This is a genomic window from Anaerobacillus sp., from assembly GCF_046314235.1.
In the GTDB taxonomy this organism is placed as follows: Bacteria; Bacillota; Bacilli; order Bacillales; family Anaerobacillaceae; genus Anaerobacillus.
Window position 1 is genome coordinate 1 of the sequence record NZ_JBKBWN010000028.1, and the last position, 24,060, is coordinate 24,060.

27 protein-coding genes and 1 other RNA gene are annotated in these 24,060 nt (G+C 35.6%); all 28 read left to right on the plus strand.

The features are described from left to right. The coding region (locus ACK4M9_RS21395; RefSeq protein ID WP_409854808.1) for an ABC transporter permease subunit at window positions 1–198 on the plus strand (198 nt) is incomplete at its 5' end. A 12-nt stretch (window positions 199–210) separates the two neighbouring features. Then, window positions 211–1,134, plus strand: coding sequence for an oligopeptide ABC transporter permease (gene opp4C / locus ACK4M9_RS21400; protein ID WP_409854809.1), 924 nt, complete (start codon window positions 211–213; stop codon window positions 1,132–1,134). A 612-nt stretch (window positions 1,135–1,746) separates the two neighbouring features. Then, entirely contained in the window at window positions 1,747–2,727 is a 981-nt protein-coding gene (locus tag ACK4M9_RS21405; protein ID WP_409854810.1) for an ABC transporter ATP-binding protein, read from the plus strand. Continuing rightward, on the plus strand, window positions 2,727–3,734 hold the full coding sequence (locus tag ACK4M9_RS21410) for an ABC transporter ATP-binding protein (RefSeq protein ID WP_409854811.1): 1,008 nt from the start codon (window positions 2,727–2,729) through the stop codon (window positions 3,732–3,734). The genes ACK4M9_RS21405 and ACK4M9_RS21410 overlap by 1 nt, the downstream gene beginning before the upstream one ends. Before the next feature lie 269 nt (window positions 3,735–4,003). Next, window positions 4,004–4,951 (plus strand): ABC transporter permease, encoded by a 948-nt coding sequence (locus ACK4M9_RS21415; RefSeq protein WP_409854812.1) that lies wholly within the window; start codon window positions 4,004–4,006, stop codon window positions 4,949–4,951. Between the two features lie 61 nt (window positions 4,952–5,012). Beyond that, window positions 5,013–5,882: an oligopeptide ABC transporter permease gene (gene opp4C / locus ACK4M9_RS21420; RefSeq protein WP_409854833.1), complete on the plus strand. Its 870-nt coding sequence runs from the start codon at window positions 5,013–5,015 to the stop codon at window positions 5,880–5,882. A gap of 416 nt (window positions 5,883–6,298) precedes the next feature. Then, on the plus strand, window positions 6,299–6,814 hold the full coding sequence (locus ACK4M9_RS21425) for a cytochrome c3 family protein (RefSeq protein WP_409854813.1): 516 nt from the start codon (window positions 6,299–6,301) through the stop codon (window positions 6,812–6,814). Between the two features lie 17 nt (window positions 6,815–6,831). Further along, window positions 6,832–8,331: an ammonia-forming cytochrome c nitrite reductase subunit c552 gene (locus ACK4M9_RS21430; RefSeq protein ID WP_409854814.1), complete on the plus strand. Its 1,500-nt coding sequence runs from the start codon at window positions 6,832–6,834 to the stop codon at window positions 8,329–8,331. 629 nt (window positions 8,332–8,960) lie between these two features. Then, window positions 8,961–9,464, plus strand: coding sequence for a cytochrome c3 family protein (locus ACK4M9_RS21435; protein WP_409854815.1), 504 nt, complete (start codon window positions 8,961–8,963; stop codon window positions 9,462–9,464). 25 nt (window positions 9,465–9,489) lie between these two features. Beyond that, entirely contained in the window at window positions 9,490–10,935 is a 1,446-nt protein-coding gene (locus ACK4M9_RS21440; protein ID WP_409854816.1) for an ammonia-forming cytochrome c nitrite reductase subunit c552, read from the plus strand. A gap of 309 nt (window positions 10,936–11,244) precedes the next feature. Next, on the plus strand, window positions 11,245–12,240 hold the full coding sequence (locus tag ACK4M9_RS21445) for a hypothetical protein (RefSeq protein ID WP_409854817.1): 996 nt from the start codon (window positions 11,245–11,247) through the stop codon (window positions 12,238–12,240). 24 nt (window positions 12,241–12,264) lie between these two features. Beyond that, window positions 12,265–12,705, plus strand: coding sequence for a cytochrome c maturation protein CcmE domain-containing protein (locus ACK4M9_RS21450; protein WP_409854818.1), 441 nt, complete (start codon window positions 12,265–12,267; stop codon window positions 12,703–12,705). Between the two features lie 36 nt (window positions 12,706–12,741). Continuing rightward, complete coding sequence (locus tag ACK4M9_RS21455) at window positions 12,742–14,721, plus strand: heme lyase CcmF/NrfE family subunit (RefSeq protein WP_409854819.1); 1,980 nt, start codon at window positions 12,742–12,744, stop codon at window positions 14,719–14,721. Then, window positions 14,722–15,216: a cytochrome c-type biogenesis protein gene (locus ACK4M9_RS21460; RefSeq protein WP_409854820.1), complete on the plus strand. Its 495-nt coding sequence runs from the start codon at window positions 14,722–14,724 to the stop codon at window positions 15,214–15,216. Between the two features lie 12 nt (window positions 15,217–15,228). Continuing rightward, on the plus strand, window positions 15,229–15,585 hold the full coding sequence (locus tag ACK4M9_RS21465) for a hypothetical protein (RefSeq protein ID WP_409854821.1): 357 nt from the start codon (window positions 15,229–15,231) through the stop codon (window positions 15,583–15,585). A gap of 1 nt (window position 15,586) precedes the next feature. Continuing rightward, window positions 15,587–15,982 carry a hypothetical protein gene (locus ACK4M9_RS21470; protein WP_409854822.1) on the plus strand — a complete coding sequence of 132 codons (396 nt, stop codon included), beginning with the start codon at window positions 15,587–15,589 and terminating at the stop codon, window positions 15,980–15,982. A gap of 14 nt (window positions 15,983–15,996) precedes the next feature. Beyond that, window positions 15,997–16,698 (plus strand): heme ABC exporter ATP-binding protein CcmA, encoded by a 702-nt coding sequence (ccmA, locus tag ACK4M9_RS21475; protein ID WP_409854823.1) that lies wholly within the window; start codon window positions 15,997–15,999, stop codon window positions 16,696–16,698. Further along, window positions 16,695–17,378, plus strand: a complete 684-nt coding sequence (locus ACK4M9_RS21480; protein WP_409854824.1) for a heme exporter protein CcmB — start codon at window positions 16,695–16,697, stop codon at window positions 17,376–17,378. Before ccmA ends, ACK4M9_RS21480 begins: the two co-directional genes overlap by 4 nt. Window positions 17,379–17,381: 3 nt before the next feature. Then, window positions 17,382–18,122, plus strand: a complete 741-nt coding sequence (locus ACK4M9_RS21485; protein WP_409854825.1) for a cytochrome c biogenesis protein — start codon at window positions 17,382–17,384, stop codon at window positions 18,120–18,122. A gap of 12 nt (window positions 18,123–18,134) precedes the next feature. After that, entirely contained in the window at window positions 18,135–18,263 is a 129-nt protein-coding gene (locus ACK4M9_RS21490) for a CcmD family protein (RefSeq protein ID WP_409854826.1), read from the plus strand. A 31-nt stretch (window positions 18,264–18,294) separates the two neighbouring features. Then, on the plus strand, window positions 18,295–18,810 hold the full coding sequence (locus ACK4M9_RS21495) for a TlpA family protein disulfide reductase (protein WP_409854827.1): 516 nt from the start codon (window positions 18,295–18,297) through the stop codon (window positions 18,808–18,810). A gap of 102 nt (window positions 18,811–18,912) precedes the next feature. After that, window positions 18,913–19,389 (plus strand): tRNA adenosine(34) deaminase TadA, encoded by a 477-nt coding sequence (gene tadA / locus ACK4M9_RS21500; protein ID WP_409854828.1) that lies wholly within the window; start codon window positions 18,913–18,915, stop codon window positions 19,387–19,389. A gap of 160 nt (window positions 19,390–19,549) precedes the next feature. Continuing rightward, window positions 19,550–19,815, plus strand: an RNA gene (gene ffs / locus ACK4M9_RS21505) — signal recognition particle sRNA large type. A gap of 204 nt (window positions 19,816–20,019) precedes the next feature. Beyond that, window positions 20,020–21,708, plus strand: a complete 1,689-nt coding sequence (dnaX, locus tag ACK4M9_RS21510; RefSeq protein ID WP_409854829.1) for a DNA polymerase III subunit gamma/tau — start codon at window positions 20,020–20,022, stop codon at window positions 21,706–21,708. A 19-nt stretch (window positions 21,709–21,727) separates the two neighbouring features. Further along, the gene (locus ACK4M9_RS21515) at window positions 21,728–22,039 is read left to right on the plus strand and encodes a YbaB/EbfC family nucleoid-associated protein (protein ID WP_261176229.1); all 312 of its coding nucleotides are present in this window, start codon (window positions 21,728–21,730) and stop codon (window positions 22,037–22,039) included. A 240-nt stretch (window positions 22,040–22,279) separates the two neighbouring features. After that, a complete protein-coding gene (gene recR, locus ACK4M9_RS21520; RefSeq protein WP_409854830.1) occupies window positions 22,280–22,876 on the plus strand; it encodes a recombination mediator RecR in 597 nt (198 codons plus the stop codon). Window positions 22,877–22,894: 18 nt separating this feature from the next. Next, on the plus strand, window positions 22,895–23,119 hold the full coding sequence (locus tag ACK4M9_RS21525; protein ID WP_409854831.1) for a YaaL family protein: 225 nt from the start codon (window positions 22,895–22,897) through the stop codon (window positions 23,117–23,119). 83 nt (window positions 23,120–23,202) lie between these two features. Beyond that, window positions 23,203–23,466: a pro-sigmaK processing inhibitor BofA family protein gene (locus ACK4M9_RS21530; RefSeq protein WP_409854832.1), complete on the plus strand. Its 264-nt coding sequence runs from the start codon at window positions 23,203–23,205 to the stop codon at window positions 23,464–23,466. Window positions 23,467–24,060: the final 594 nt, after the last annotated feature.

Sequence of the window (24,060 nt, forward strand, 5' to 3'; positions counted from 1 at the left end):
ACATTTATTGGTGGTTCTGTAATTGTAGAGACATTATTTAGTTGGCCTGGGATCGGGAAGTTATTTATTGATGCAACGTTTGAAAGAGATTATCCGGTCATTATGGCAATTACCATGTTTGGTGCAGTACTAACAGTTCTTGGAAACTTAATCGCAGATATTTTATATGCGGTTCTAGATCCAAGGATCGAGTATTAGGAGGTGGCAAGTATGGGAAAACCGGAATTACAATTACAAAATAACAAAGTTGGCGAAAAGCAAATTGAACAAACATTAGGGAAAAGACGTTCTCTTCTATCAATTATTGTTGCGAAATTTTTTCAAAATAAGTTAGCAGTATTTGGGTTAATTTTATTAGTCATTATAATCGGTAGTGCATTACTAGCACCTTGGATTGCGCCACACGACCCAGACTTTCAAAACCTAAGAAATCGTCTAGCCGAACCGAGCGCGGAGTTTCTTTTAGGAACTGACCATTTAGGAAGAGATATCTTTAGTCGACTTTTATACGGAGGAAGAGTTTCTCTATTCGTAGGATTTGTAGCGATGGTTGGAGCCGTGACAATTGGAACAACGGTAGGGGCAATTGCTGGTTACTTCGGTGGGTTAGTTGATGCATTTTTAATGCGTCTAGTAGATGTTATTATTTCGTTTCCGAACATTTTCTTATTAATTACACTCGTTGCAGTTCTTGAACCGAGTATTGATAAATTGATTATGGTTTTTGCCTTCTTAAGTTGGACAGGTACGGCACGTTTAGTTCGTGGGGAATTCTTAACGTTAAAGAAACGAGAATTTGTCTTAGCAGCCCGAACTATTGGTATGTCAAATACAAGAATTATTTTCGGACAAATTTTACCGAGTGCATTTGGACCGGTTATTGTCGCAGCGACACTTGCAGTAGGTGGATTTATTCTAGCAGAATCAGCATTAAGTTTCCTAGGGTTAGGTGTACAGCCACCGAAAGCTACTTGGGGTAACATGCTTACGTATTCGCAAAGTGTTACAATTTTCAGAAATGCTTGGTGGTATCCAACTTTCCCAGGTGTGATGATTTTACTAACAGTATTATCGTTTAATTTTGTTGGTGATGGCTTGCGAGACGCGCTAGATCCACGTGTAATTGAAAAGTAAATAACTGAAAAGCTTACCTATTTAAATTTAAATGGGTAAGCTTTTTTTATTTTCGCATATATTAGGTGGTTAATCGGTTAAAAACGGAATTGATTATTTTCTTCATATAGTTTTAGGGGAATTAAAAGATGATTGAGATATTTATATAGGAAATTCAAATGATCAAAGAATATTATAGGAAACGTATAAACCATTTCGTGGTAAACATTACATGAGTCTATTTTCCTGAATTTATAGTGTTAACTAGGAAAACATGTTATTGTTATATTAGAAAAACATTAAAAAAACAACTGAAAAGTTAAAATTAATAAAAGGTTTAAATAATTCAAACTAATTTTATTATACTTATATATAAGGTAATTGCTGTGATTATACTTATTGTTGATCGTAGTCACTGAGTATTCACAAAATTTCTTTTAATAAATAAATACCATTTCTTTATCATTGACATTTTTGTTACATTAATATAGTATTTTAAACGTTACTCTTTACTCTTAAACTATTAGCTTATTGCTTGATAATAGTGTTAATGGCTTTTGCTACTATAATAATAGCTTATTGCTTTATAGCTTAGTAGGCGAAAGTACGCTTTTAAGGTGGTGAATGCATAAGATGTCTACATTATTAGAAGTTAAAAATTTAAAGACCCACTTTTTTGCTAAAAATAAAGTGTTGCCTGTTGTAGACGGGGTAGACTTTGAAGTGAAAAAAGGTGAAACATTAGCTATAGTTGGTGAATCAGGATCAGGTAAGAGTATTACTTCTCTTTCGATTATGGGTCTTGTGCCAAAACCAGGTGGTAAAACAGTAGATGGGGAAATTATCTTTGATGGTACAGATTTACTCTCACTAAGTGAAAATGAGATGTTCAAAGTTCGAGGTAATGACATTGCGATGATATTCCAAGAACCGATGTCTTCTCTTAACCCAGTACTAACAATTGGTGAACAAATTACAGAAGTTTTAATTTATCATAAAAAATTAAGCAAAAAAGAAGCGCGATTAAAAGCAGTAGAGTTACTTAAAATAGTTGGTTTTGCGCGCGCTGAAGAAATATTAGATGATTATCCGCACCGTTTATCTGGTGGGATGAGACAAAGGGTAATGATTGCTATGGCAATGAGTTGCGACCCGAAACTATTGATTGCAGACGAGCCGACAACTGCATTAGATGTAACTGTGCAGGCGCAAATCTTGGAATTAATGAAGGAATTATCTGAGAAGTTCAATTCATCAATTATTCTAATTACTCACGATTTAGGTGTTGTAGCAGAGCTTGCTGATCGTGTAATTGTTATGTATGCAGGACAAGTTGTTGAGGAGTCTGGTATTGTCGAATTATTTGACAATCCACTACATCCATATTCTCAAGGGTTACTAAACTCAGTTCCAAAAATCGATGAAGAACAAGAACGATTATCTTCGATTGGTGGAAATGTACCATCACCAGATAACTTTCCTAAAGGATGCCGTTTTGCAACGCGTTGCGAGCAGGTAATGGAAAAATGTTTAGTAGAACAACCAAAATTATTAGAAATACACCCAGGACGTAAATCACGTTGTTTCTTGCATGAGGAAGGGGGTAATAAATAATGACTATAAAATCTGTAGTTAATAACAAAACTGAAAAAAATGACATCCTTCTTGAAGTTAATGGTTTAAAAAAATACTTTCCTATAAAATCAGGGATTCTACAAAAAACAGTAGGTCATGTTAAAGCGGTAGATGATGTAAGTTTCTTCATAAAAAAAGGTGAAACGTTTGGTTTAGTTGGTGAGTCCGGATGTGGTAAATCAACAACTGGAAGAACGATTATTCGACTATATGAGCCTACAGAAGGTGAAATTATATTCGAAGGTCAAGACCTTTCAAAAATGAATGAAAAACAACTTATCCCTTATCGTAAAGATATCCAAATGGTTTTCCAAGATCCATACTCATCATTAAACCCTAGAAAAACTGTCGGGACAATTTTAGAAGAGCCATTTAGAGTTCATAATCTATATTCGAAGCAAGAGCGTAAAGAACGAGTTGAACATCTTTTAGATCGTGTAGGGTTAAACCCATCAACACGTGACCGTTACCCGCACGAGTTTTCAGGTGGGCAACGTCAAAGGATTGGAATTGCACGTGCGCTTACATTAAATCCAAAATTGATTATTGGTGATGAGCCTGTTTCAGCATTAGACGTTTCAATTCAGTCACAAGTATTAAATATTATGAATGACCTACAAAAAGAGTTCGGTTTAACTTATCTATTTATTGCTCATGACTTGGCTGTAGTTAAGCATATATCTGATCGGATTGGAGTTATGTATTTAGGTCGAATGATGGAAGTTACTGACAAGAAAACTCTATATAGTAATCCGCTTCATCCATATACACAAGCTCTACTCTCAGCGATACCGAAAACACACCCTAGTGAAGTGAAGCGTGAGAGAATTATTTTAAAAGGTGATGTCCCAAGTCCGTCTAATCCACCTAAAGGCTGTGTATTCCATACACGTTGCCCTCAAGCAATGGATCACTGTAAAGAAGCTGCTCCAGTGTTAAAGGAGCTAGAACCGGGACATTTTGTTGCTTGTCATTTATATAACTAATAAATAAGATATGCTAAATAGTACGAGGTAACACAATTGTTTAAAAAGAAATCGTTGTTAACAACTTTAGCATTATCAAATCAAGTGCAGCGATTTACACATCACCCAAGAGTTGACATGTACAAAGTTAACGAATGGTGGTTAAATCAATAAGGGAATAGTAATTGTGCTTTTTGCATATCTAACCCTTTCTATTTAAACTAAGCATAAAGAAGAGGGAATATTGCCCTCTTCTTATATGCAAATTCTCTTGGTAAAGGAGTTTGAAGATGACGACATATATTATTCGCAGATTAATTATGATGATCCCAATTCTTTTTGGAATATCTGTTATCTCCTTTGCGATTATGTACGCGGCCCCAGGAAAACCTGCAATCATGAACTTAGATCCAGACATTTCTGTGGAAGACCGTGAAAGACAAATGGCGAAATTAGGACTAAACGACCCACCTCATGTTCAATATATCAATTGGATGGGGAATGTCCTAAAAGGAGATTTTGGTACATCATTTACTAAGAAGCAGCCTGTAAAAGATATGATCTTAGATCGATTGCCAAACACACTTATACTAATGCTCTTTTCAACTATATTAGCAGTAATTATTGCGATACCATTTGGGGTACTATCAGCTACCAAACAGTATTCAAAGTTAGACTATGGAGTTACAGTTACGTCATTTTTAGGACTAGCTACGCCTAACTTCTGGTTGGGGTTAATGCTAATTATGTTGTTTTCAGTTCAGCTAGGTTGGACACCTGTTGGTGGGGTATCAACACTAGGCGCTGATTTTAGCTTACTGGATAGACTACATCATTTAATTTTACCGGCAATTGTATTAGCAACTGCAGATATGGCCGGATTAACACGATACACACGTTCAAGTATGCTAGAAGTTATAAACCAAGATTACATTCGCACTGCACGTTCTAAAGGTTTCCGTGAGCGGAAAGTAATCTATAAACATGGACTACGTAATGGTTTAATTCCGATCATAACTATTTTTGGTTTAATGCTACCGACATTTATTGGTGGTTCAGTAATCGTCGAAACATTGTTTAGTTGGCCGGGTATCGGAAAACTATTTATTGATGCGACATTTGAAAGAGACTATCCTGTAATTATGGCTATCACAATGTTCGGTGCGGTACTTACAGTTCTTGGTAACTTAATTGCAGACATTCTTTATGCTGTTTTAGATCCTAGGATCGAATATTAGGAGGTGGAGAACGTTGACAAAATCAGAAGTAAAACTTCCAAACAAAACTACACAGCTTGATGTGCAATCATTGGGAGAAAGACGTTCCCTATTATCTATTATCGTAGCGAAGTTTTTGCAAAATAAATTAGCGGTTATTGGTTTAGTAATGCTAACGATTATCGTAGTTAGTGCTATTTTAGCACCGTGGATTGCACCACATGATCCAGATTTTCAAAATCTAAGAAATCGACTTGCTTCACCAAGTGCTGAGTTTCTTTTAGGTACTGATCATTTAGGAAGAGACATTTTTAGTCGACTCTTATTTGGTGGTCGAGTATCACTATTTGTTGGCTTTGTAGCGATGATTGGTGCTGTAACAATTGGTACAACAATAGGTGCAATCGCTGGTTATTTTGGTGGTTTAGTAGACTCAATTTTAATGCGTTTAGTAGATATTATTATTTCATTCCCTAATATCTTTTTATTAATTACACTTGTTGCTGTTTTAGAACCAAGCATTGATAAACTTATTATGGTTTTTGCCTTTTTAAGTTGGACAGGAACGGCACGTTTAGTTCGCGGTGAGTTCTTAACATTGAAGAAACGAGAGTTCGTGTTAGCAGCTCGTACAATTGGAATGTCTAATACACGGATCATTTTTGGGCAGATACTACCGAGTGCATTCGGTCCTGTCATCGTTGCAGCGACACTTGCAGTTGGTGGATTTATCCTTGCAGAGTCAGCACTTAGTTTCCTCGGTCTAGGTGTACAACCACCAACCTCTACATGGGGAAACATGCTTACCTATTCTCAAAGTGTAACAATATTTAGGACTGCATGGTGGTATCCAACATTTCCAGGAGTAATGATTTTACTTACAGTATTGTCGTTCAACTTTGTTGGTGATGGTCTACGTGATGCTCTTGATCCGCGAGTAACAGAAAAGTAATACTATCTTAAAAGGATAACCACTGAGTTATCCTTTTTTTATATATAAAATTACAACAATTTTACACAATTCACTAAAAAACAGTAAAAGTATTGCATGGAAAATCTAGTCAACTTCACAGTTTCTTCACTGAATTTTAAAAAGGTGTATCAGGGAAACCCTTATTACTAAAGGGTTTCTCTACTTTTTTTTATTTAACACATAGAAATCGTTCACACTTCTGTAACAAGAAAAGTGATTTTTATCACATTGTGGGAAAGTGTAAAAAAGTATGATATAGACAGGAAGTGAGAAACGTCACAACAGTAATTTTTTACACACGATAGTTTAGAATTTACAACTAGGTATTAAGCAAAGTTATCGTAAATAATTGCTTAATCTATAAATTTTTTAAAAAAATGAAGGGGGAGAAACCGATGGGGGAAAGGCTTAGAAGACTAGATAAAAAGCTCTTGTTATTTACGCTAATCGGGGTGTTTGTAGGGATCGTCCTTTTTGCTGGGACAGCAGGAACAATGAAGGCTACAGACTCAGGTGAATTTTGCTCTAGCTGTCACATTATGGGTACTGTATATGAAACGTTTGCTAACTCTAATCATGCAGCATTAAGTTGCAACGATTGTCACGCACCTACAGATAGCACAGTTTCAAAAATCGCTTTTAAAGCAAAAGCGGGTATGGGTCATATGTACATGAATACAATTGGCGCTAGTAAAATACCCGATGTACTTCATGCAACTGCTGACTCTAAGGACGTTATTAACCAAAATTGTATTAGTTGCCACGAACCAAGCTTACAAAATGTTCAACATGATGTAAAAGATAGTTGTGTTGATTGTCACCGTCAAGTTCCACATAGCAAGGGTGACTTTAGACCAGCAGAATGGTTTGAGCCGAAAGAATTTTTCTTTGTTGAACCAGGTAGAAAATAATGAAAGGAATGAAAAAAATGGGGAGAACTACAAGAAAATCACTATTATTAATGGTAACTTCATTCTTATTAATGCTCGCATTAGTAGGTTGTGCAAGTTCACAAGCACAAGAAAAGGAACCAATCAACACTGGACTTGATCCAGCAGAATGGGATAGTTACGCATTTAAAGATAAATTCCCACTACATTGGGAAAGTTTTAAGAAAAACATGGTTGATGAAAAAGAGGTTAAGCCTAAGAATGACCCTTCAATCGAACCGTATTTACCAATATTATGGAATGGTTTTGGTTTTGCTGTAGAATACAATTTAACACGTGGTCACACGTATGCATTTGAAGATCAAATGAATGTTAGACGTATTACTGGAAACCCAAATGCAATATCTGCTTGTATGTCTTGTAAAACAACACTATTCCCTAAAATGATCGAAGAATTTGGTTATGATAAAGCATTTCAACTGAATTATCATGATGAAGCAATGCCTTGGATCGATAAAATGACTGCACCAACTAAGACTGATGAGCTTGGAAATTATGGGCATGCTTCAGTTGGATGTTCAACTTGTCATGATCCTGTGACAATGGATTTACGTATTGCAATGCCGCAGTTAACACTTTCTTTAGAAAATATGGATCCTGAAATCATGCAAAAACAATTAGGATTTACTTTAGATACGATTACACAACATGACATGCGTTCACTAGTATGTGCGCAGTGTCATACGGAGTACTACTTTGACCCAGCAAATGATCGTCATACAACATTCCCTTGGGCACAAGGTACAAGAATGGAAAATATGTGGGACTATTATGAAGAAAAACTTGGAGTTGAAGGACAATTTCAAGGTGAATATGTATCACGTCTAACGAACCAACCAATTTTAAAAGCGCAGCATCCTGAGTTTGAACTTTGGAGCTATGGTCCTCACCAAACTGTATCATGTGCAGATTGCCATATGCCTTACCAAAGAGTAGACGGCAAGAAGAAAATTTCTTCTCACCGTTGGGGTTCTCCTCTAAAAACAGTTGAAGAATCTTGTCGTACTTGTCACGCAGATAAGTCACCAACTTATTTAAAAGATCGTGTAAAAGATATTCAAACACGCCACAAAACTGGGTTACTTGAAGCTCAAGAACTTAGTGTTCAAGCAACATATTATGTAAATAGAATGATGACTCGTCTTGATGAGGGATTAGCTATCGATGAAGCGAAGCTAAAAGAAGCACAACATTTACTTCGTGAAGGACAATGGTACTGGGATATTATCGCAGCTGAAAATTCATATGGTTTCCATAATCCAGATGCTGCAGTAGACTCATTTAGAAGATCAATCAAGGCTTCAGCTGAAGCTGTTGAGATTGCTACTATAGAGTTAATGAAAAACGGTGAAGACATTGATGAATTAAAACGTCAAATTGAAATCACTAAGCAAAATGTTGTTAATGAAACAGTAAATCATGAAAAACATTTACAAGCAATTAACGAGTGGTTCCCGAACCACCGTGACAAAGAATAGTTAATATAAGAAACTCTATTCAAGGATAATACCTTTGGATAGAGTTTTTTTTTGAAGAATTTTTCGGTCGTATTCTTGTGTGAGCTATATGGCCTTTAAAATGGGTTAGAGTTTTACGGCATGAAGAGATAGAAATAGCTACTTTTCAAATTAAAACACTTCACACTTTTGACAAACTTTTTGTGACATAATTCACAGTTAGAAAATGTCTATGGTGGTAGTTTTCTAAAAGCTTTTTATGAAATATGAAAAATCAACATCTCAACAATATGAAAACCAAGTTATTATCAGTTAGTTTTGTTACTTCAGTAAGGAATGAAATATTTTTGTGTAAGACAAACTCAAAATTAGCCAAGTATTGTCAAAAGAGCTCAGTGTGATAAAGTTCACATTTTGTTCACTATTGGTGGTGACTTTTCTCACAGTTACTCAGTTTAGATCAGAGTAATCTAAGAGTACAAAGAAATTATGTAAAAAGATGAAACGCGCAAATAAAGCTAAGTTTTACTTGTTTTCAACTTAATCTTTGGTAGTAAGCCACTACTAGGTAATAATGTAAATTTATTTCCTAGTAAATTTATAAAATTAGTATAGTATAGTATCAATTTTAAGAAAAAGGGGGGGAGAATGTGAAAAACATCTTAAAAAAAATGAATAATAAGTTGTTACTATTTTCATTAATTGGTGTATTTATAGGAATTGTTTTTTTCGCAGTAACAGAGGGGGCGATCAATGCAACGGATACGCCAGAGTTTTGTGCTAGCTGCCATGTTTATGAACATGTCATTACAAACTTTGAAAATTCTAATCACTCAGCGCTTAAGTGTAATGATTGTCACGCACCAACAGATAGTAAGATTGCCAAGTATACGTTTAAAGGGATAAACGCAGTAAGCCATGGTTACGCAACTACCTTTGGAGCTAGTTCGCTTCCAGATGTTATACACGCAACAGATAGTTCGAAGGAAATTATCGAAAAAAACTGTATTAGTTGTCATGAACCAGGTTTACAAAATATATCTCATGATGTAAAAGATAGCTGTATTGGATGTCACCGTCAAGTACCGCATAATAAAGGGGATTTTAGGCCGTCAGAATGGTTTGAGCCGGGGAATTTCCACTTCAATAGATAAATAAAAGATGGAAGGATTGAAACAAATGGGGAGCTTAAATAAAAAGCCAATTCTAATGGCGATGTTTTCAATAATACTAATGTTAGCTTTAGTGGCTTGTAATAGCTCAAAAGCTGAAGAAAGCATGTCAATGGACACAGGTTTAGATCCAAATGAATTTTTAAACACTGCCTTTAAAGATAAATTTCCATTGCATTGGGAAAGTTACATGAAAAATATGGTTGACGAAAAAGAGGTTATTTCTAAAAGTGATCCCTCTCTCGAACCTTATCAGCCTGCGTTATGGAGTGGTTACGGTTTTTCTCTTGAATATAACTTAACAAGAGGCCATACGTATGCCTTAGAGGATCAAATAAATATTAAGCGAGTGAATGACAAAACAACCGGTTCATGTTTAACTTGTAAAGCAACAGTCGTCCCACTTCTTTTAAGTGAAGAAGAGTTTGGTGAAGGTTATTGGGGTGCTAATTTCAAGGAAGAAATATTACCACGTGTTAAACAATTAGGTTTAGGTGGAGAAATGGATGAATTAGGAGAGTGGGGACATCTATCAATAGGTTGTTCTGATTGCCATGATCCTGTAACTATGGATTTACGGATTACGCGCCCTTCATTTACAAGGGCTATGGAACGCAAAGGTGTTGATTTAACAGCAGCAACACATAATGAAATGAGATCTTATGTTTGTGGACAATGTCACGTTGAATACTATTTTAAGACTGAAACAAAAGAAGTTACCTTCCCTTGGGATAAAGGATTAAGAGCTGAAAATATTTATGAGTATTTTGAAACGATAGCTAAAGAAGAAGATTTTGACTATGATTGGATTCATAAGATTTCTGGAACACCATCTTTAAAAGCACAACATCCTGAGTTTGAATTATCAAGCTATGGCCCACATGGAAATGCTGGAGTAACTTGTTCCGATTGTCATATGCCTTATCAGAGGGTTGACGGCAAAAAGAAAATCTCTTCTCACAGGTGGGGTTCCCCTCTAAAAACTGTTGAAGAATCATGTCGTAGCTGTCACTCAGACAAGTCGGCAACATATTTAAAAGACCGTGTTGAAGATATTCAAGATCGTCATAAAGTCGCTCTTTTAGAAGCTCAAGAACTAAATACAATTTCTCACTACTATGTGAACCGAATGATTACAGCGGGCGTACCTGAAGCTAAAATCAAAGAAGCTCAACAACATGTCCGAAAAGCACAATGGTTCTGGGATTACATTGCAGCGGAAAATTCTTACGGGTTCCATAACCCTGATGGATCTATTGATGCATTTAGGACATCATCGATTGAGTCACAAGCAGCGATTGTCATTGCTACAGAAGAACTTGTGAAGCTTGGCGAGGATATTGATGAGTTGAAAAGGCAAATTAGTGTTACTATGGCAAATATAGTGAATGAGGAAGATACTTTTGAAAAGCACACACACGCAATAAATGAGTGGTTCCCAGCTCAAAACTAAATAAAACATAACACACCGTACATAATTATGTGCGGTGTTATTGTGGTTAATTGTGTAAAAAAAAACAGACAATACTTTCCTTAAAACTTCGTTTAAGTTTGTGTTCATTACTGTTTATAGATATGAATATTAATATTCTGCTCATGGAAATTAGTCGACTCTCCAATTAAGCTGTATAAATCCCACATTATCACATAAATCATTCACAGTTATTTCACCCTAAAGTGTGATCTTTCTCACAGTTATGAAACCCCTTAACTATTAAAGTTGAAGTATGAATTATATAGAAAACAAAGGGGAGATAGATATATGAAAAAGATCTTTAGAGGCTTTGTATTGTTAGTGATGATCCTCTTATTGCAACTAACAGTATTGCCACCAAATGAAGCCTTATCCAACAACTCAGATATAGCATTAACGGAGTTAAATATTAAATTAATGCCTGAATTTATTAATCCTGAAGATTGGGATTACAATATTCCCTCACTATTAGTAGGCTATCACGGAACGATTACTAATCACTCTGAAGCACCCTACTCAGGTGAAATTAAAATCAGTGTCCCTACGAAGCTTCCGAAATTTAATGCGGGTTTTGTAGCACAGTTCCTTAATGATGAGGACGCAGAACCAATTGAAGAAGACTACACTGTAAACGTTGAGGAAGGTTATATTTCTTGGATACCACAAAATCCAATTGAATCTAATGAAAGTTACCATTTTGTTTTAGAATATTTCAGTGCTCCAATTGAAGGTGTCGTTGACCGAACTTTTACATTTGAATTTATTGCAGATACAAATATTGATAATGTTAACATCGCAGTTTACGCCCCATACAAAGCTCAAAACTTTACAATTGATAAAGAAAGTGATTTGAATTCTATGACGTTCGGACTTGAGTTTCATATGTACGAACATAGTGACGTAAAAAAAGGCGATTTATATGACCTTACCGTATCTTATAAGAAAGAAGATATCGTTACAACCATGGAGGCATTAAATGATTTCAGTGCACCAGATGATGACGCCCATGCGGGTTTTAATCAACAAGGAGTGCAACAACAAAATGATACATTTCTGAATGCTGAAAATATTATCATGATTAGTTTATCTATAATTATTGTTGGAGCTTTCGTTTTTATAGTATTACGGAAGAAGAATGAGCCTAATTCTAGTGTTAAAGAAAACAACGTAGTACCAAAAAAAATAGTAAATAAAGAAGAGGAAATTAAGAAACTAAGAAAAATGCTAACTGACGGATTAATTGATGAGAAAATTTATAAAGAAAAACGTGCAAAATTAGGTTAATTTAATAGAATAGGGGGAGCTTAAATGAAAAAGAATACGAAAGTGTTACTTGGGGGCTGTACGATTATACTTGCTATTTTAATTTTATTAATTGCTGCGACACCAGGAGCAAGTGGGACAGAAATTGCTATTCATGAAGTTATAGCAAATCCAGAGAAGTATGAAGAACGATATGTAACAACGGAAGGCTTTTTAATCGAAAACTCAATCGATTGGCGAGCTGACGAAATCGAATTACGTTTTGATATTGTTGATAGTGATGGAAATGTTCTTTCTGTTTTTCACCATGGTGTTAGACCTGATAATTTTTCAGAAGGTGTTATAACGATTATAGAAGGCTTTATCGAACCAGGAGAGCCATTTCGAGCGGAGCGTGTAAAAACAAAATGTCCTTCTAAATATGAAGGTGAAGATCCGAACGATTACGATCCGGAATTCCATAAAGAGTTATTAAATGATAAATAAGAACTCTAAAATCGAACTTAAAGAAGGTGGCACAACATGCATTTAATCGGTAATTTATCAATTTATTTAGCCTTAGCTTTATCAATATATGCCTTTACAATTTTTATCTTAGGTATTTACAAACAAGATCAAAGGTTAGTAGACAGTGGTAAAGCAGCGACTTTGATAGTATTTATTTTAGCATCAATTTCAATGTTAATCCTTTTTACAGCGTTAGGAACTAGTCAATTCCAGTTTGAATATGTCGCTGCTTATACTAGTTCAGATCTACCGATTTTATACAAATTAGCTGCGCTTTGGGCGGGTAATGCTGGATCGTTACTTCTGTGGACATTCTTTTTAACAATGTATACGGCAATGGTTGTTTATTCAAGAAAGATGAAGAACAATCCAATGGCGCCGTATGTTGCTGCAATCATGCTAGCAAATACAATTTTCTTTTATTTAATCCTAGGTTTTGTTGCAAAACCGTTCATACTTTTGGATCAAGTACCAATTGAAGGTCGTGGACTAAATCCGATGCTTCAAGATCCGGGGATGTTATTACATCCAGTAACATTATATCTAGGCTATGTAGGTTTAGCCGTTCCTTTTGCTTTTGCAATTGCCGCCTTAATTATAAAAAATGTTGATGCATTTTGGCTTAAGATGACAAGACGTTGGACGATTATCGCTTGGGTGTTCTTAACATTAGGAAATGTTATCGGGGGTTACTGGGCTTACATGGAGCTAGGTTGGGGTGGATACTGGGCGTGGGACCCTGTAGAAAATGCTTCATTTATGCCATGGTTAACAGTTACTGCCTATCTTCATTCAGTTATGATCCAAGAGCGAAAAAACATGCTAAAAATATGGAATATTTCATTAATTATCTTATCATACGCGTTAACGCTATTTGGAACATTCCTTGTACGAAGTGGAGTCTTAACTTCAGTGCATGCGTTCGGAGACTCTAATTTAGGAGCTTACTTCTTAATATTCATGGCTTTAGCAGTTATTTTCTCATTATACGTATTAATGAGTCGCTACCATTTATTGAAAAAGGATAGTGGACAATTCGAATCGTTTTTCTCAAAAGAAAGTAGTTTCTTAGTTAATAACCTAATTTTAGTTGGTGGGACGTTTGCAGTATTTTGGGGAACGATCTTTCCTTTAGTCTCAGAGGCTGTAAGGGGTACGAAAGTCACAGTGGGAATACCGTTTTTTAACACTGTTATGTCACCAATTTTACTAGCATTAATTTTCGTCATGGCCGTCTGTCCATTGATTGCATGGCAACGTTCAACAGCTAAAAATTTACGGGATAACTTCTTAATCCCGGCATTAATCAGTTTAGTTATTGTTGGCTTATTAGTTGGATTAGGATTAAGAGCAGCATATCCAATAATTGCTTTCGGAATTATTTCGTTTATGATCTTAACGCATTTTCTTGAGTTTTACCGAGGTGTTAAGGCGAGAAGAAAAGTTACTAAAGAAGCATATCCAGTTGCATTGTATTGGCTAATGTTAAAGAACCGTCGTAGGTACGGTGGATATATTGTCCATTTCGGTATTGCATTTATGGCGATAGGAATTGTTGGTTCGAACTTCGATACTGAAACGATGAAAACCGTCCCTAAAGGCGGAACAATTGAAATTGAAGATTATGTACTAACATATGAATATTTGGCGCAACGATCTGAAGGGATTAACGATATTGTCTTTGCTAACATTCATATATCAAAAAGTGGTAAAGACATTGGCTATATTCAGCCAGAACGAATTTTCTATGGTAACTGGGAAGAACCATCTACGGAAGTAGCAGTACTTGGTAATTTACGTGAAGATTTATATGTAGTGTTGAGTGCTTGGGAAAGTGATGGGCGGGCAACATTCGTCGTGAAAGTAAATCCATTAGTAAAATGGGTTTGGATTGGTAGTTTTATCATAGTTATCGGTTCAGTTTTTGCAATCTGGCCAGGTAAATATGGAAATATTACACCGCGGTACACAGGGCCGCAAAGGAAGGTGTATTAAGTGAAAAAAGTGATTGCTACTTTAACACTATTATTATTAATTTCAGTGATCCCCGCATATGCCGGGGATCAATATGACTATAAATCTGCAGAGTTTAAAGAAGTTGCCTCTCAATTCATGTGTATGTGTGGCTGCGGTCAAGATCATTTTGAATGCAATATGCAAGGCTGTGGTTTAAATGATTCTTTTAAGAGTGAAATAAAAGAAATGATGGACGAAGGTTTAACAAAGGATGAAATTAAAGACTATTACATCGGCATGTACGGTGAAGAGATTTTAACAGCGCCAGAAAAGAAAGGTTTTAGTTTAACTGCTTGGATATTACCGTTCGCTGTTCTAGGGATTGCAGGCATCGGAATTGTCTTTGTTATCCGTAAATGGGTGGCAGGTAATAAAGAAGAAGTATCTCTTTTTGAAGAACGCACGGAAGAAGAAGAACTAGAAGATGAAATTGTAAAATCAATGATTGATGAAGAACGAAAAAAGTATTTCTAGGATGTGAATATAATGGCTGTTATATTAAGTGTGATAATCGTAGCATTTTCTCTTTATTTAGTAGTTACACCTTTGTTAAGGAAAAATAATACTAAACTTTCTGTAGAGATTAAAGATGATACAGATGAAATTTCATTACAAAGTCTATATGCTACGCTCAATGAGCTAGAAATGGATTATAATATGCAAAAACTCTCAGAAGAAGATTATCAGAAATTAAAAGCCCAGTATGAGCGTCATGCATCTGAGCTACTAGAAAATCAGAAGAAAAAAGAAAGTAAAACAGGTAATGATAGCTTTGTAAAAGATATTGAAGTAGAGATCGAAGAAGAATTAGCAAAGCTGAGAAAAGAGAGAGGGGAAAAGTAACATGGTTGGACTAATTTTAGCTTCAGCTGTTACGAGATCTACCCCATCTTTTCATAATCCAGGTCACTTAAGAATGTGGTATTCATCTCCTTTACGGAGTTTTGATCCACATCTAGTAACGGCTATTTTAGTTCTTATTGTATTAGCTGGAATTGGCTGGTTTGTTTATTTTCAACTGAAACATCGTGCCTCTGAAGAAAAGGTAGAAGCAAATAGCGATGAAAAAGTATTCCAGGAGCTCGTTGTAAAGCAAAAAGTTATTATGAATAAATTACTTGAGTTAGAGGAATTGCATAAAGCTGGTGAAATTGCGGATGAGCAATTTGAAAAAAAGGGATCTCTATATCGTGAGCATTTAGTAAAAGTAAAAATAGAATTGCAAAGGTTTATGGATTAAAGGAGCTGGCACCTATGATAGAAACAAAAGGACTTATAAAAACTATCGGTGATAAAATGGTCCTTCGCGGAATTAACCTTTCAATCAAAAAGGGTGAGTCAGTAGCGATATTAGGTCCAAACGGGGCAGGGAAAAGTACTATTTTAAAGATAATATCCGGTCTAATTAAAGCAACAAGCGGGGAAGTTTTAATAGATGGAATAACCTTAAAAAGAGACTCCTATGATCAAAAAAGAAAGATTGGCTTTCTCGCCCATAACAGCTTCTTATATGATCATTTAACACCTTTAGAAAACTTGATATTTTTTGGGAAACTTTACGGTGTAGAAAATGTAGAGGAAAAAGCAAAACAGCTTGTTGCTGATGTGGGGTTAAGCTTTTTTATTCATGATCCCATCCGATCATTTTCGCGGGGAATGTTGCAAAGAATTGCTATTGCTAGAGCAATTATTCATGATCCAGAGATCCTGCTGTTCGATGAGCCACATACAGGCCTAGATCAACATGCAATTAAATTATTAAATGAGGTAATCATGAATATGAAAGCAAAAGGTTCAACTATTGTTATGGTTACTCATGATTTCCATCAAGCTGTTGAAACTTGTGATCGAGTGATTATTTTCAAAAATGGAAAGCTAGTAGAAGATATAAGTAATGTTGCAAACAACCTTGAATTGGTTAATGCAAAATATACGGAACAGGTGACCAGCCTATGAACAATCTATTCAAAGCAGCCTTTATTATTGCTGGAAAGGATCTTTATTCTGAATGGAGAACAAAACAAGTTGTAACAACCATGCTCATTTTTTCAGGGTTAGTCATTGTTACGTTTTCTTTCGCCTTTGATCCTTCCAACAATGCGGTTCGAGCAATTATTCCTGGGTTAATTTGGGTCATTACGATTTTTTCAGCTATCCTAGGCTTAAATCGATCTTTCCTATCAGAAACAAAGAATGACAACCTTTACGGAATGATTGTATCTCCTACTGATCCTTCAAGTATCTATTTAGGAAAAGTAATTGCTAATTTTACTTTCGTATTAATTGTCCAATTAATTTCTATACCGGTTTTATTCTTACTATTTGACTTTCGATTTTTAGGTCATTTGCCGTTATTTATTGCTGTTGTTGTATTAGGTACTTTTGGTTTTATTAGTGTCGGGACGTTCTTGGCAGCATTAGCTGCTAATTCTAAAAGCAGTGAGATGCTCTTACCGATCCTATTATTTCCTATCGTAAGCCCAATCATAATTGCAGCTGTTCAAGCGACAAAAATTCTTTTAGTCGATTTGGAACAAATTTCAAGTGCGATTTCTTGGATGCAATTAATGGGTGTTTATAACTTAGTTTTTTTTGTCTTATGTTTAATTCTGTTCGAATACGTATTGGAGGTTTAACAAATGAAGCTTATTAATGATGATTTAACAGTTATACCAGAAGAAACAATGCTTCATAAAATATTATTATATCTAAGCATCCCAATGGTGCTAACAGCCTTATACCTAGCGTTTATCTACACGCCTATTGAAGCAAAAATGGGCGTTGTACAAAAAATCTTTTATTTCCATGTTTCGTCTGCTTGGGTTGCTTTCTTTGCATTTTTTATCGTATGTGCATTTAGTATTATGTATCTTGTCAAAAGAAAACGTATTTATGATGTCATCGCTGGAATATCAGCCGAAATTGGTGTTGTCTATACAGCAATCGTATTAACAACTGGACCAATCTGGGGTCGTTCTGCATGGAATGCTTGGTGGTCTTGGGAACCAAGGTTAACAACGACGCTAATTTTATTCTTTATGTATATTGCTTATATTATGATCCGTCATATGGATGTTGCTTGGGAAAAGAAAGCACGTTTTGCATCAGTATTCGGGATTATTTCCTTCATTAACGTTCCGATTGTATTCATGTCAATCCGCTGGTGGAATTCAACATTGCACCCTGTTGTCCTTGGTGAAGGTGGTGCCAATGAATCAGGTGGCGGTTTAGAGCCTTCGATGTTGTTTGCATTAATCTTTACGGTGTTTATGATGACTATTTTATACTTTGTCTTATTACAAAAAGGTATTTATATTGAACGCCTAAAAATTCAAACTGAACGTTTAAAAGAAAAATTCCAAGAAAAAATGATGAATTAGGGAGGATTTAACATGACATATTTATTCGCTGCATATTCAATTATTTGGTTAATGATCGCAAGTTACGTATTGGTGTTAGGTAAACGACAAAAAGCAATCGCAAAGCAACTGCATTTTTTACAGGAGTTAGAAAAAAAATGATCGATAAACCCGTATTAGGGGGAGTTAGCAAATGAATAAACCAAAAATAATTCAAATGGTTGTTTTAGTCTTTGTTATTGGAATCCTAATTACAATGGTTTTAGGATTACGTTCTCAAACCCAAAGTGTTGTAATTGGTGACGAAGCTTATGATTTTGAATTGCAAGACCTTGAAGGCAACATTCACCGCTTGTCTGATTATCGCGGCAAAGTAGTTATGTTAAACTTCTTTGCTACATGGTGTACGGCTTGCGTCGCCGAGGCTCCAGAGCTTGAACGCTTCAATGAGGAATTTAAAGATGAGGTTGAACTTCTCGTTGTTGTAAAAGGAGAGACACAAAACACAGTCAGAAAATATGTTGAAGAGAGAAACTCAAAGAAAACGTACGTATTTGACTTTACTAACAGCGTATCTAGAAAGTTTAATGTCATCGGTCAACCAGAAACAATTGTTATTAATGAAGATGGTATTATTGTTGACCATTTTATTGGCGGAGTATCAAGAGACTTTTTAGGTGTTGTATTAAATGAAGTTAAAGGTAGATAAATTTGGAGAGATGAGTGTATTTAGAACTCATCTCTTTTGTTTATTCTACGAAAGTTAGGTAAAATCAAAAGACAGGCAAACTGTTACGGAGGTTAAAATACAGTGAGTGATGATTTCTTGTTTATGAAATTGGCTATAGAAGAGGCTAAAAAGGCAGAAGCAATAAAAGAAGTTCCTATTGGTGCAATTATTGTTAAAGATGGGGAAATAATTTCAGCTGCATACAATCTTAGAGAGAGTGACCAACGTGCTGTCGCTCATGCAGAACTTTTAGCAATAGATGAAGCGTGTAGAAAGCTTAATACATGGAGATTAATTGGATGTACGCTTTATGTAACATTAGAGCCTTGTCCAATGTGCGCAGGTGCAATCATCCAGTCTCGTGTTGAGCGCGTTGTGTTTGGTGCATCCGATCCAAAGGCAGGTTGTGTAGGATCAATTTATAACCTTCTAACTGAACCTAAGTTTAATCATCAATGTGAAATTGTAGAAGGAGTTATGGCTAAAGAGTGTGGGGATTTATTAACTAATTTTTTTAGGAATTTAAGGAGAAAGAAAACGAAGGGTAGCTTGCAATAGTGGTCATGTAAACGTTCCTAATGATAACGAAATATACTATACCCTTTATTTACCTAATATACCTTAAACATGCTCGTGACTACTCTTGCTTTTTTAAATGAAAACGTCTATACTAAATTATGCGTCACAGTAATGGCGCTCAAAATTGTTTATAAATTTGTCGTGCTAGGTGGGGAGGTAGCGGTGCCCTGTACTCGCAATCCGCTATAGCGAGACGGAATCCCTTCCCTAGGTCTTGGTATCGTAGGGTCTGCCCTAAGTAAGTGGTGTTGACATTTGGGTTCTACGCAACGGAAACTCACGAACCCTGTCAGGTCCGGAAGGAAGCAGCAGTAAGTGAACCATTCCGTGTGCCGTAGAGTCGCCTGAATCGAGCTTACTGCTTAGGTAACGCCTGGGGTACCTTGATCAAAGGAAGGTGCACGGCATCAAATTTATATTAGAAGCAATTCTCTTGTAGAATTGCTTCTTTTTATTCATTGTATAATTGATATAGACTTTGAAATATACAATATGAAAAGGTATAATGTAAACTAGTGAGCTAGAATGCATATCGGAAAATTCTCTATAATTTAGAAACTAAAGTACAAAAGTGTCTAAAATCCTATAAATGACGTCTTTTAAGGAGGTGTGGAGTTGAGTTATCAAGCATTATATCGAGTATGGCGACCGAAACAGTTAAATGATGTTGTCGGACAAGAACATATTACTAAAACTATTAAAAATGCACTAGTTCAAGAAAAACTCTCTCATGCCTATCTTTTTACAGGACCTCGTGGAACTGGGAAGACTAGTGCTGCGAAGATAATGTCAAAAGCTGTAAACTGTCAACGGGCACCAATTGCTGAACCTTGTAATGAGTGTGATGCGTGCCGAGGTATTTCTGAAGGTTCGATTGTTGATGTTATTGAAATTGACGCAGCATCTAATAATGGTGTTGATGAAATTAGAGATATCCGTGACAAAGTGAAATTTGCACCAAGTAGCGGTATTCGCTATAAAGTTTATATTATAGATGAAGTACATATGTTATCTACAGGAGCTTTTAATGCATTATTAAAAACATTAGAAGAGCCACCAAAACACGTTATTTTTATTCTTGCAACAACAGAACCTCATAAAATTCCATTAACAATTATATCAAGATGCCAACGCTTTGATTTTAAACGGATTACAAGTCAGGCGATGACGACTAGAATGGAGTTTATTTTGAGTCACTATGAAACGAAGGTTTCTGCGGATGCGTTAGCAATGATAGCTAGGGTCTCAGAAGGTGGAATGAGGGATGCGCTAAGTTTATTAGACCAAGCAATTTCTTATTGTGATGAAGAAGTAGCACTAGATGATATTTTAACAATTACGGGTGCTGTATCTCAAGGATTGCTAATGGAAGTGGCTCAAGCTCTATTAACAAGTGATGTTGTTAAAGCTTTACAAGCTGTAGATAAATTAATTTTAGCTGGGAAAGATCCAACTCGTTTTATTGAAGATTTTATCTTCTTTTATAGAGATATGCTTTTATATAAAACTGCACCAGAACTAAATGAAGCATTAGAAAGGGTTGCAGTTGATAATGAGTTTATCTCGATAAGTAAAGAAATACCTGAACAGTGGATCTATAATACAATTGAAACACTAAATGAAATTCTCCAAGATATGAAATGGTCTAGTCACCCTAAAATCTTCATAGAAGTGGCAATTGTTAAAATTTGTAATAATAAGGTTGAAACTCAAGGTGATAATAGTGAAGCATACCAATCCTTGTTAAAGAAAGTTCAACTTCTCGAACAAAAAATTGAAAGCCTTGGATCTAATCCACTACCAAACCAAAACAACACTGTCGACGAACCAAAGAAAAACCAAGGGCAATTTAATTTCAAAGCAGGAAAAAGTGGAGTGAGTAGTGGACAAATAAAAGAAATGCTTAAACAGGCATCAAAGCAAGATTTACAGCGTATTACTAGTAATTGGGGCCAAGTAATGGATGCGGTTAAAAAACAAAGTGTACCTGCCCATGCTTGGTTGTCAGATAGTAAACCTGTTGCAGCTTCGAAAACAATGATTTTACTTGCATTTCAAAATCAAATGCACCGAGATATGATAGATACCAAATTCCGTTCTTTAGTTGAGCAAGAAATTATGGAGATATTCAAAGAACAATTTAAAGTTTTGACATTACTAACCAACCAATGGGAAACTGTTAAAGAGGATTTTGTTCGCCAACAAAGAGGGGAAACAACTGATTCACATGAAGGTGACCCAATTGTTGAAGAAGCTTTGAAATTAGTTGGTTCCGATTTAGTTGAAATTATTGAATAATGAAAGCGAGGAAATTGAAATGAAAAACATGGGTAATATGATGAAACAAATGCAAAAGCTACAAAAACAGATGGCGCAAGCTCAAGAGGAATTAAAGTCGAAGACGGTTGAAGCTACAGCTGGTGGTGGTATGGTGAAAGTCATTGCTACTGGAGAAAAGAAAATCCTTGAAGTAATCATAAAAGAAGAAGTTGTAGATCCTGAAGATGTTGAGATGCTACAAGATTTAATTTTAGCAGCAACAAACGAAGCGTTAAAAATGGCAGATGATTTAATTAATCAAGATATGGGTAAATTCACTAAAGGTATGAATTTACCTGGCATGTTTTAGTACAGCGTTGTAAGGGCGTATTATCATCGCTAAGTGACTATGTTAATATTTAGGTGGAAATTGATGTTGTAAAAAAGTCAAATAATAAATTTGTGAACTACGCAGCTGTTTAGCTACGTTAGCAAGCGGTTTTAAGCATTTAAAGGCCAGAAAAAGTGCGGTGAAGCACAATTTTTTCTGGCCAAATATAGCTTTTGCCCGCTAGGTGGCGCTCTGCGCTTTTCTTAGGAGGAATTGTTGTTGCAATACCCAGAACCGATATCGAAGCTAATAGAAGGATTTATGAGATTGCCAGGTATCGGCCCGAAAACGGCGAGTCGACTGGCTTTTTTTGTACTGGATATGAAAGAAGATGATGTTTTAGATTTTGCAAAAGCCTTAGTGAATGCAAAGAGAAACCTTACCTATTGTTCGGTTTGTCATAATATTACCGATTCAGATCCATGCTATATATGTGAAGACCAACAAAGAGATAAAACAGTAATTTGCGTCCTTCAAGATGCAAAGGATGTTATTGCAATGGAAAAGATGAGGGAATATCATGGGCTTTATCACGTATTACAAGGAGCGATTTCACCTATGGATGGCATTGGTCCTGAAGACGTAAAAATTCCTGAGCTCTTAAAGCGACTTCAAGATGATACGATACAAGAAATCATCTTAGCGACGAACCCTAATATAGAAGGCGAAGCTACTGCTATGTACATTTCTCGGCTAATAAAGCCAACAGGAATAAAAGTAACAAGGATAGCACATGGGCTTCCGGTTGGTGGCGACTTAGAATATGCAGATGAAGTTACGTTATCAAAAGCTATTGAAGGTCGAAGGGAACTATAGTAACAAAGGAGCAAAGAAATGCTTTTTAAGAAAAAAGGTAAGATAAGAAAAACTGAAAATGACAGGTTAGTACAAGAAATAGAGTCACAAAAGCGATTACTAATAAATCAAAAAGAATTAGTTGAAAAAAGTGTTGATCCTTCAGAAGCTGTGATTTTAAAACTTAAAGTAACTGAAGCTAAATATTTATTTATGTTAAAAGAAGCTAGGGTTCGAAAAACGAACATGGAAAATCTTAAATAAAGATTCTTCTATGTTCTTTTTTTATTTTCTCCGAATAAGTTAACATTGAGGGCTTGTCAATAAACGATGGGAGTTGAATGAATTTGAATCCAATTATTGTTGTGACACTATTAGGAGGAATTATTTTTTTGTTATTGGTTTTAGGGGCGCCAATCAAACCATTGCGTTTTCTTGGACAAGGAATGATTAAACTAATAATAGGAGCTTTGTTTTTATTTTTCCTGAATGCTTTTGGGTCAGCTTTTGATTATCACATCCCAATTAATTTAGTTACTGCTTCTGTTTCAGGATTTTTAGGAATACCAGGGCTGATAGTGTTGGTCGCCATTGACTTCTTTGTTTTATAGTTCAACTAGAGGTTGGATAAAATAACCAATAAAGATTAACATTTCTATGCTTGCGCACGGGATATATACGTGGTATATTATTAAAACACTCTTCAAGACAAAACTCGTCAACATTACGACAAAAAGTTCTATTGACAAGATAGTGTGAAGGTGATAATATTTTATGAGTCACAAAACAACAACTTATTGAATCGTAACAAAAAAACAGTGTTGACTTCATAAAGTTATTGTGATATAATTAATTTCTTGTCGTTGAAACGGCAACACTTAAGTAGTGCGCTGACAATAACTTAGAAATCTGCTCCTGCCGTTCCTTGCGTCACTTTCTCGTCGCAAAGCTGCACGAAGTAAATTCTAAGAAGCTTTCACATGATGTGATTGAGGTCAGTAACTTTGCTCCTGCGGTTACTCGTCGCAATATTGCACGATGTATCTTCAGGTAGTGTCTCATGATGTAATTGAGATGAATGATATTGTTCTTTGAAAACTGAACACACAGCCAAGCGAATTAAAGAGATAGTAATATCTCGTCAATGTAACAAATTTTTTTGAGCTATATCAAACACTTTTATGGAGAGTTTGATCCTGGCTCAG

Excerpts from the sequence above, each read along its gene's own strand:
- opp4C (WP_409854809.1), top strand. The coding sequence starts at position 211 with ATGGGAAAACCGGAATTACAATTACAAAATAACAAAGTTGGCGAAAAG.
- ACK4M9_RS21405 (WP_409854810.1), top strand. The coding sequence starts at position 1,747 with ATGTCTACATTATTAGAAGTTAAAAATTTAAAGACCCACTTTTTTGCT.
- ACK4M9_RS21410 (WP_409854811.1), top strand. The coding sequence starts at position 2,727 with ATGACTATAAAATCTGTAGTTAATAACAAAACTGAAAAAAATGACATC.
- ACK4M9_RS21415 (WP_409854812.1), top strand. The coding sequence starts at position 4,004 with ATGACGACATATATTATTCGCAGATTAATTATGATGATCCCAATTCTT.
- ACK4M9_RS21425 (WP_409854813.1), top strand. The coding sequence starts at position 6,299 with ATGGGGGAAAGGCTTAGAAGACTAGATAAAAAGCTCTTGTTATTTACG.
- ACK4M9_RS21430 (WP_409854814.1), top strand. The coding sequence starts at position 6,832 with ATGGGGAGAACTACAAGAAAATCACTATTATTAATGGTAACTTCATTC.
- ACK4M9_RS21440 (WP_409854816.1), top strand. The coding sequence starts at position 9,490 with ATGGGGAGCTTAAATAAAAAGCCAATTCTAATGGCGATGTTTTCAATA.
- ACK4M9_RS21445 (WP_409854817.1), top strand. The coding sequence starts at position 11,245 with ATGAAAAAGATCTTTAGAGGCTTTGTATTGTTAGTGATGATCCTCTTA.
- ACK4M9_RS21450 (WP_409854818.1), top strand. The coding sequence starts at position 12,265 with ATGAAAAAGAATACGAAAGTGTTACTTGGGGGCTGTACGATTATACTT.
- ACK4M9_RS21455 (WP_409854819.1), top strand. The coding sequence starts at position 12,742 with ATGCATTTAATCGGTAATTTATCAATTTATTTAGCCTTAGCTTTATCA.
- ACK4M9_RS21465 (WP_409854821.1), top strand. The coding sequence starts at position 15,229 with ATGGCTGTTATATTAAGTGTGATAATCGTAGCATTTTCTCTTTATTTA.
- ACK4M9_RS21470 (WP_409854822.1), top strand. The coding sequence starts at position 15,587 with ATGGTTGGACTAATTTTAGCTTCAGCTGTTACGAGATCTACCCCATCT.
- ccmA (WP_409854823.1), top strand. The coding sequence starts at position 15,997 with ATGATAGAAACAAAAGGACTTATAAAAACTATCGGTGATAAAATGGTC.
- ACK4M9_RS21480 (WP_409854824.1), top strand. The coding sequence starts at position 16,695 with ATGAACAATCTATTCAAAGCAGCCTTTATTATTGCTGGAAAGGATCTT.
- ACK4M9_RS21485 (WP_409854825.1), top strand. The coding sequence starts at position 17,382 with ATGAAGCTTATTAATGATGATTTAACAGTTATACCAGAAGAAACAATG.
- ACK4M9_RS21490 (WP_409854826.1), top strand. The coding sequence starts at position 18,135 with ATGACATATTTATTCGCTGCATATTCAATTATTTGGTTAATGATCGCA.
- ACK4M9_RS21495 (WP_409854827.1), top strand. The coding sequence starts at position 18,295 with ATGAATAAACCAAAAATAATTCAAATGGTTGTTTTAGTCTTTGTTATT.
- ACK4M9_RS21515 (WP_261176229.1), top strand. The coding sequence starts at position 21,728 with ATGAAAAACATGGGTAATATGATGAAACAAATGCAAAAGCTACAAAAA.
- ACK4M9_RS21525 (WP_409854831.1), top strand. The coding sequence starts at position 22,895 with ATGCTTTTTAAGAAAAAAGGTAAGATAAGAAAAACTGAAAATGACAGG.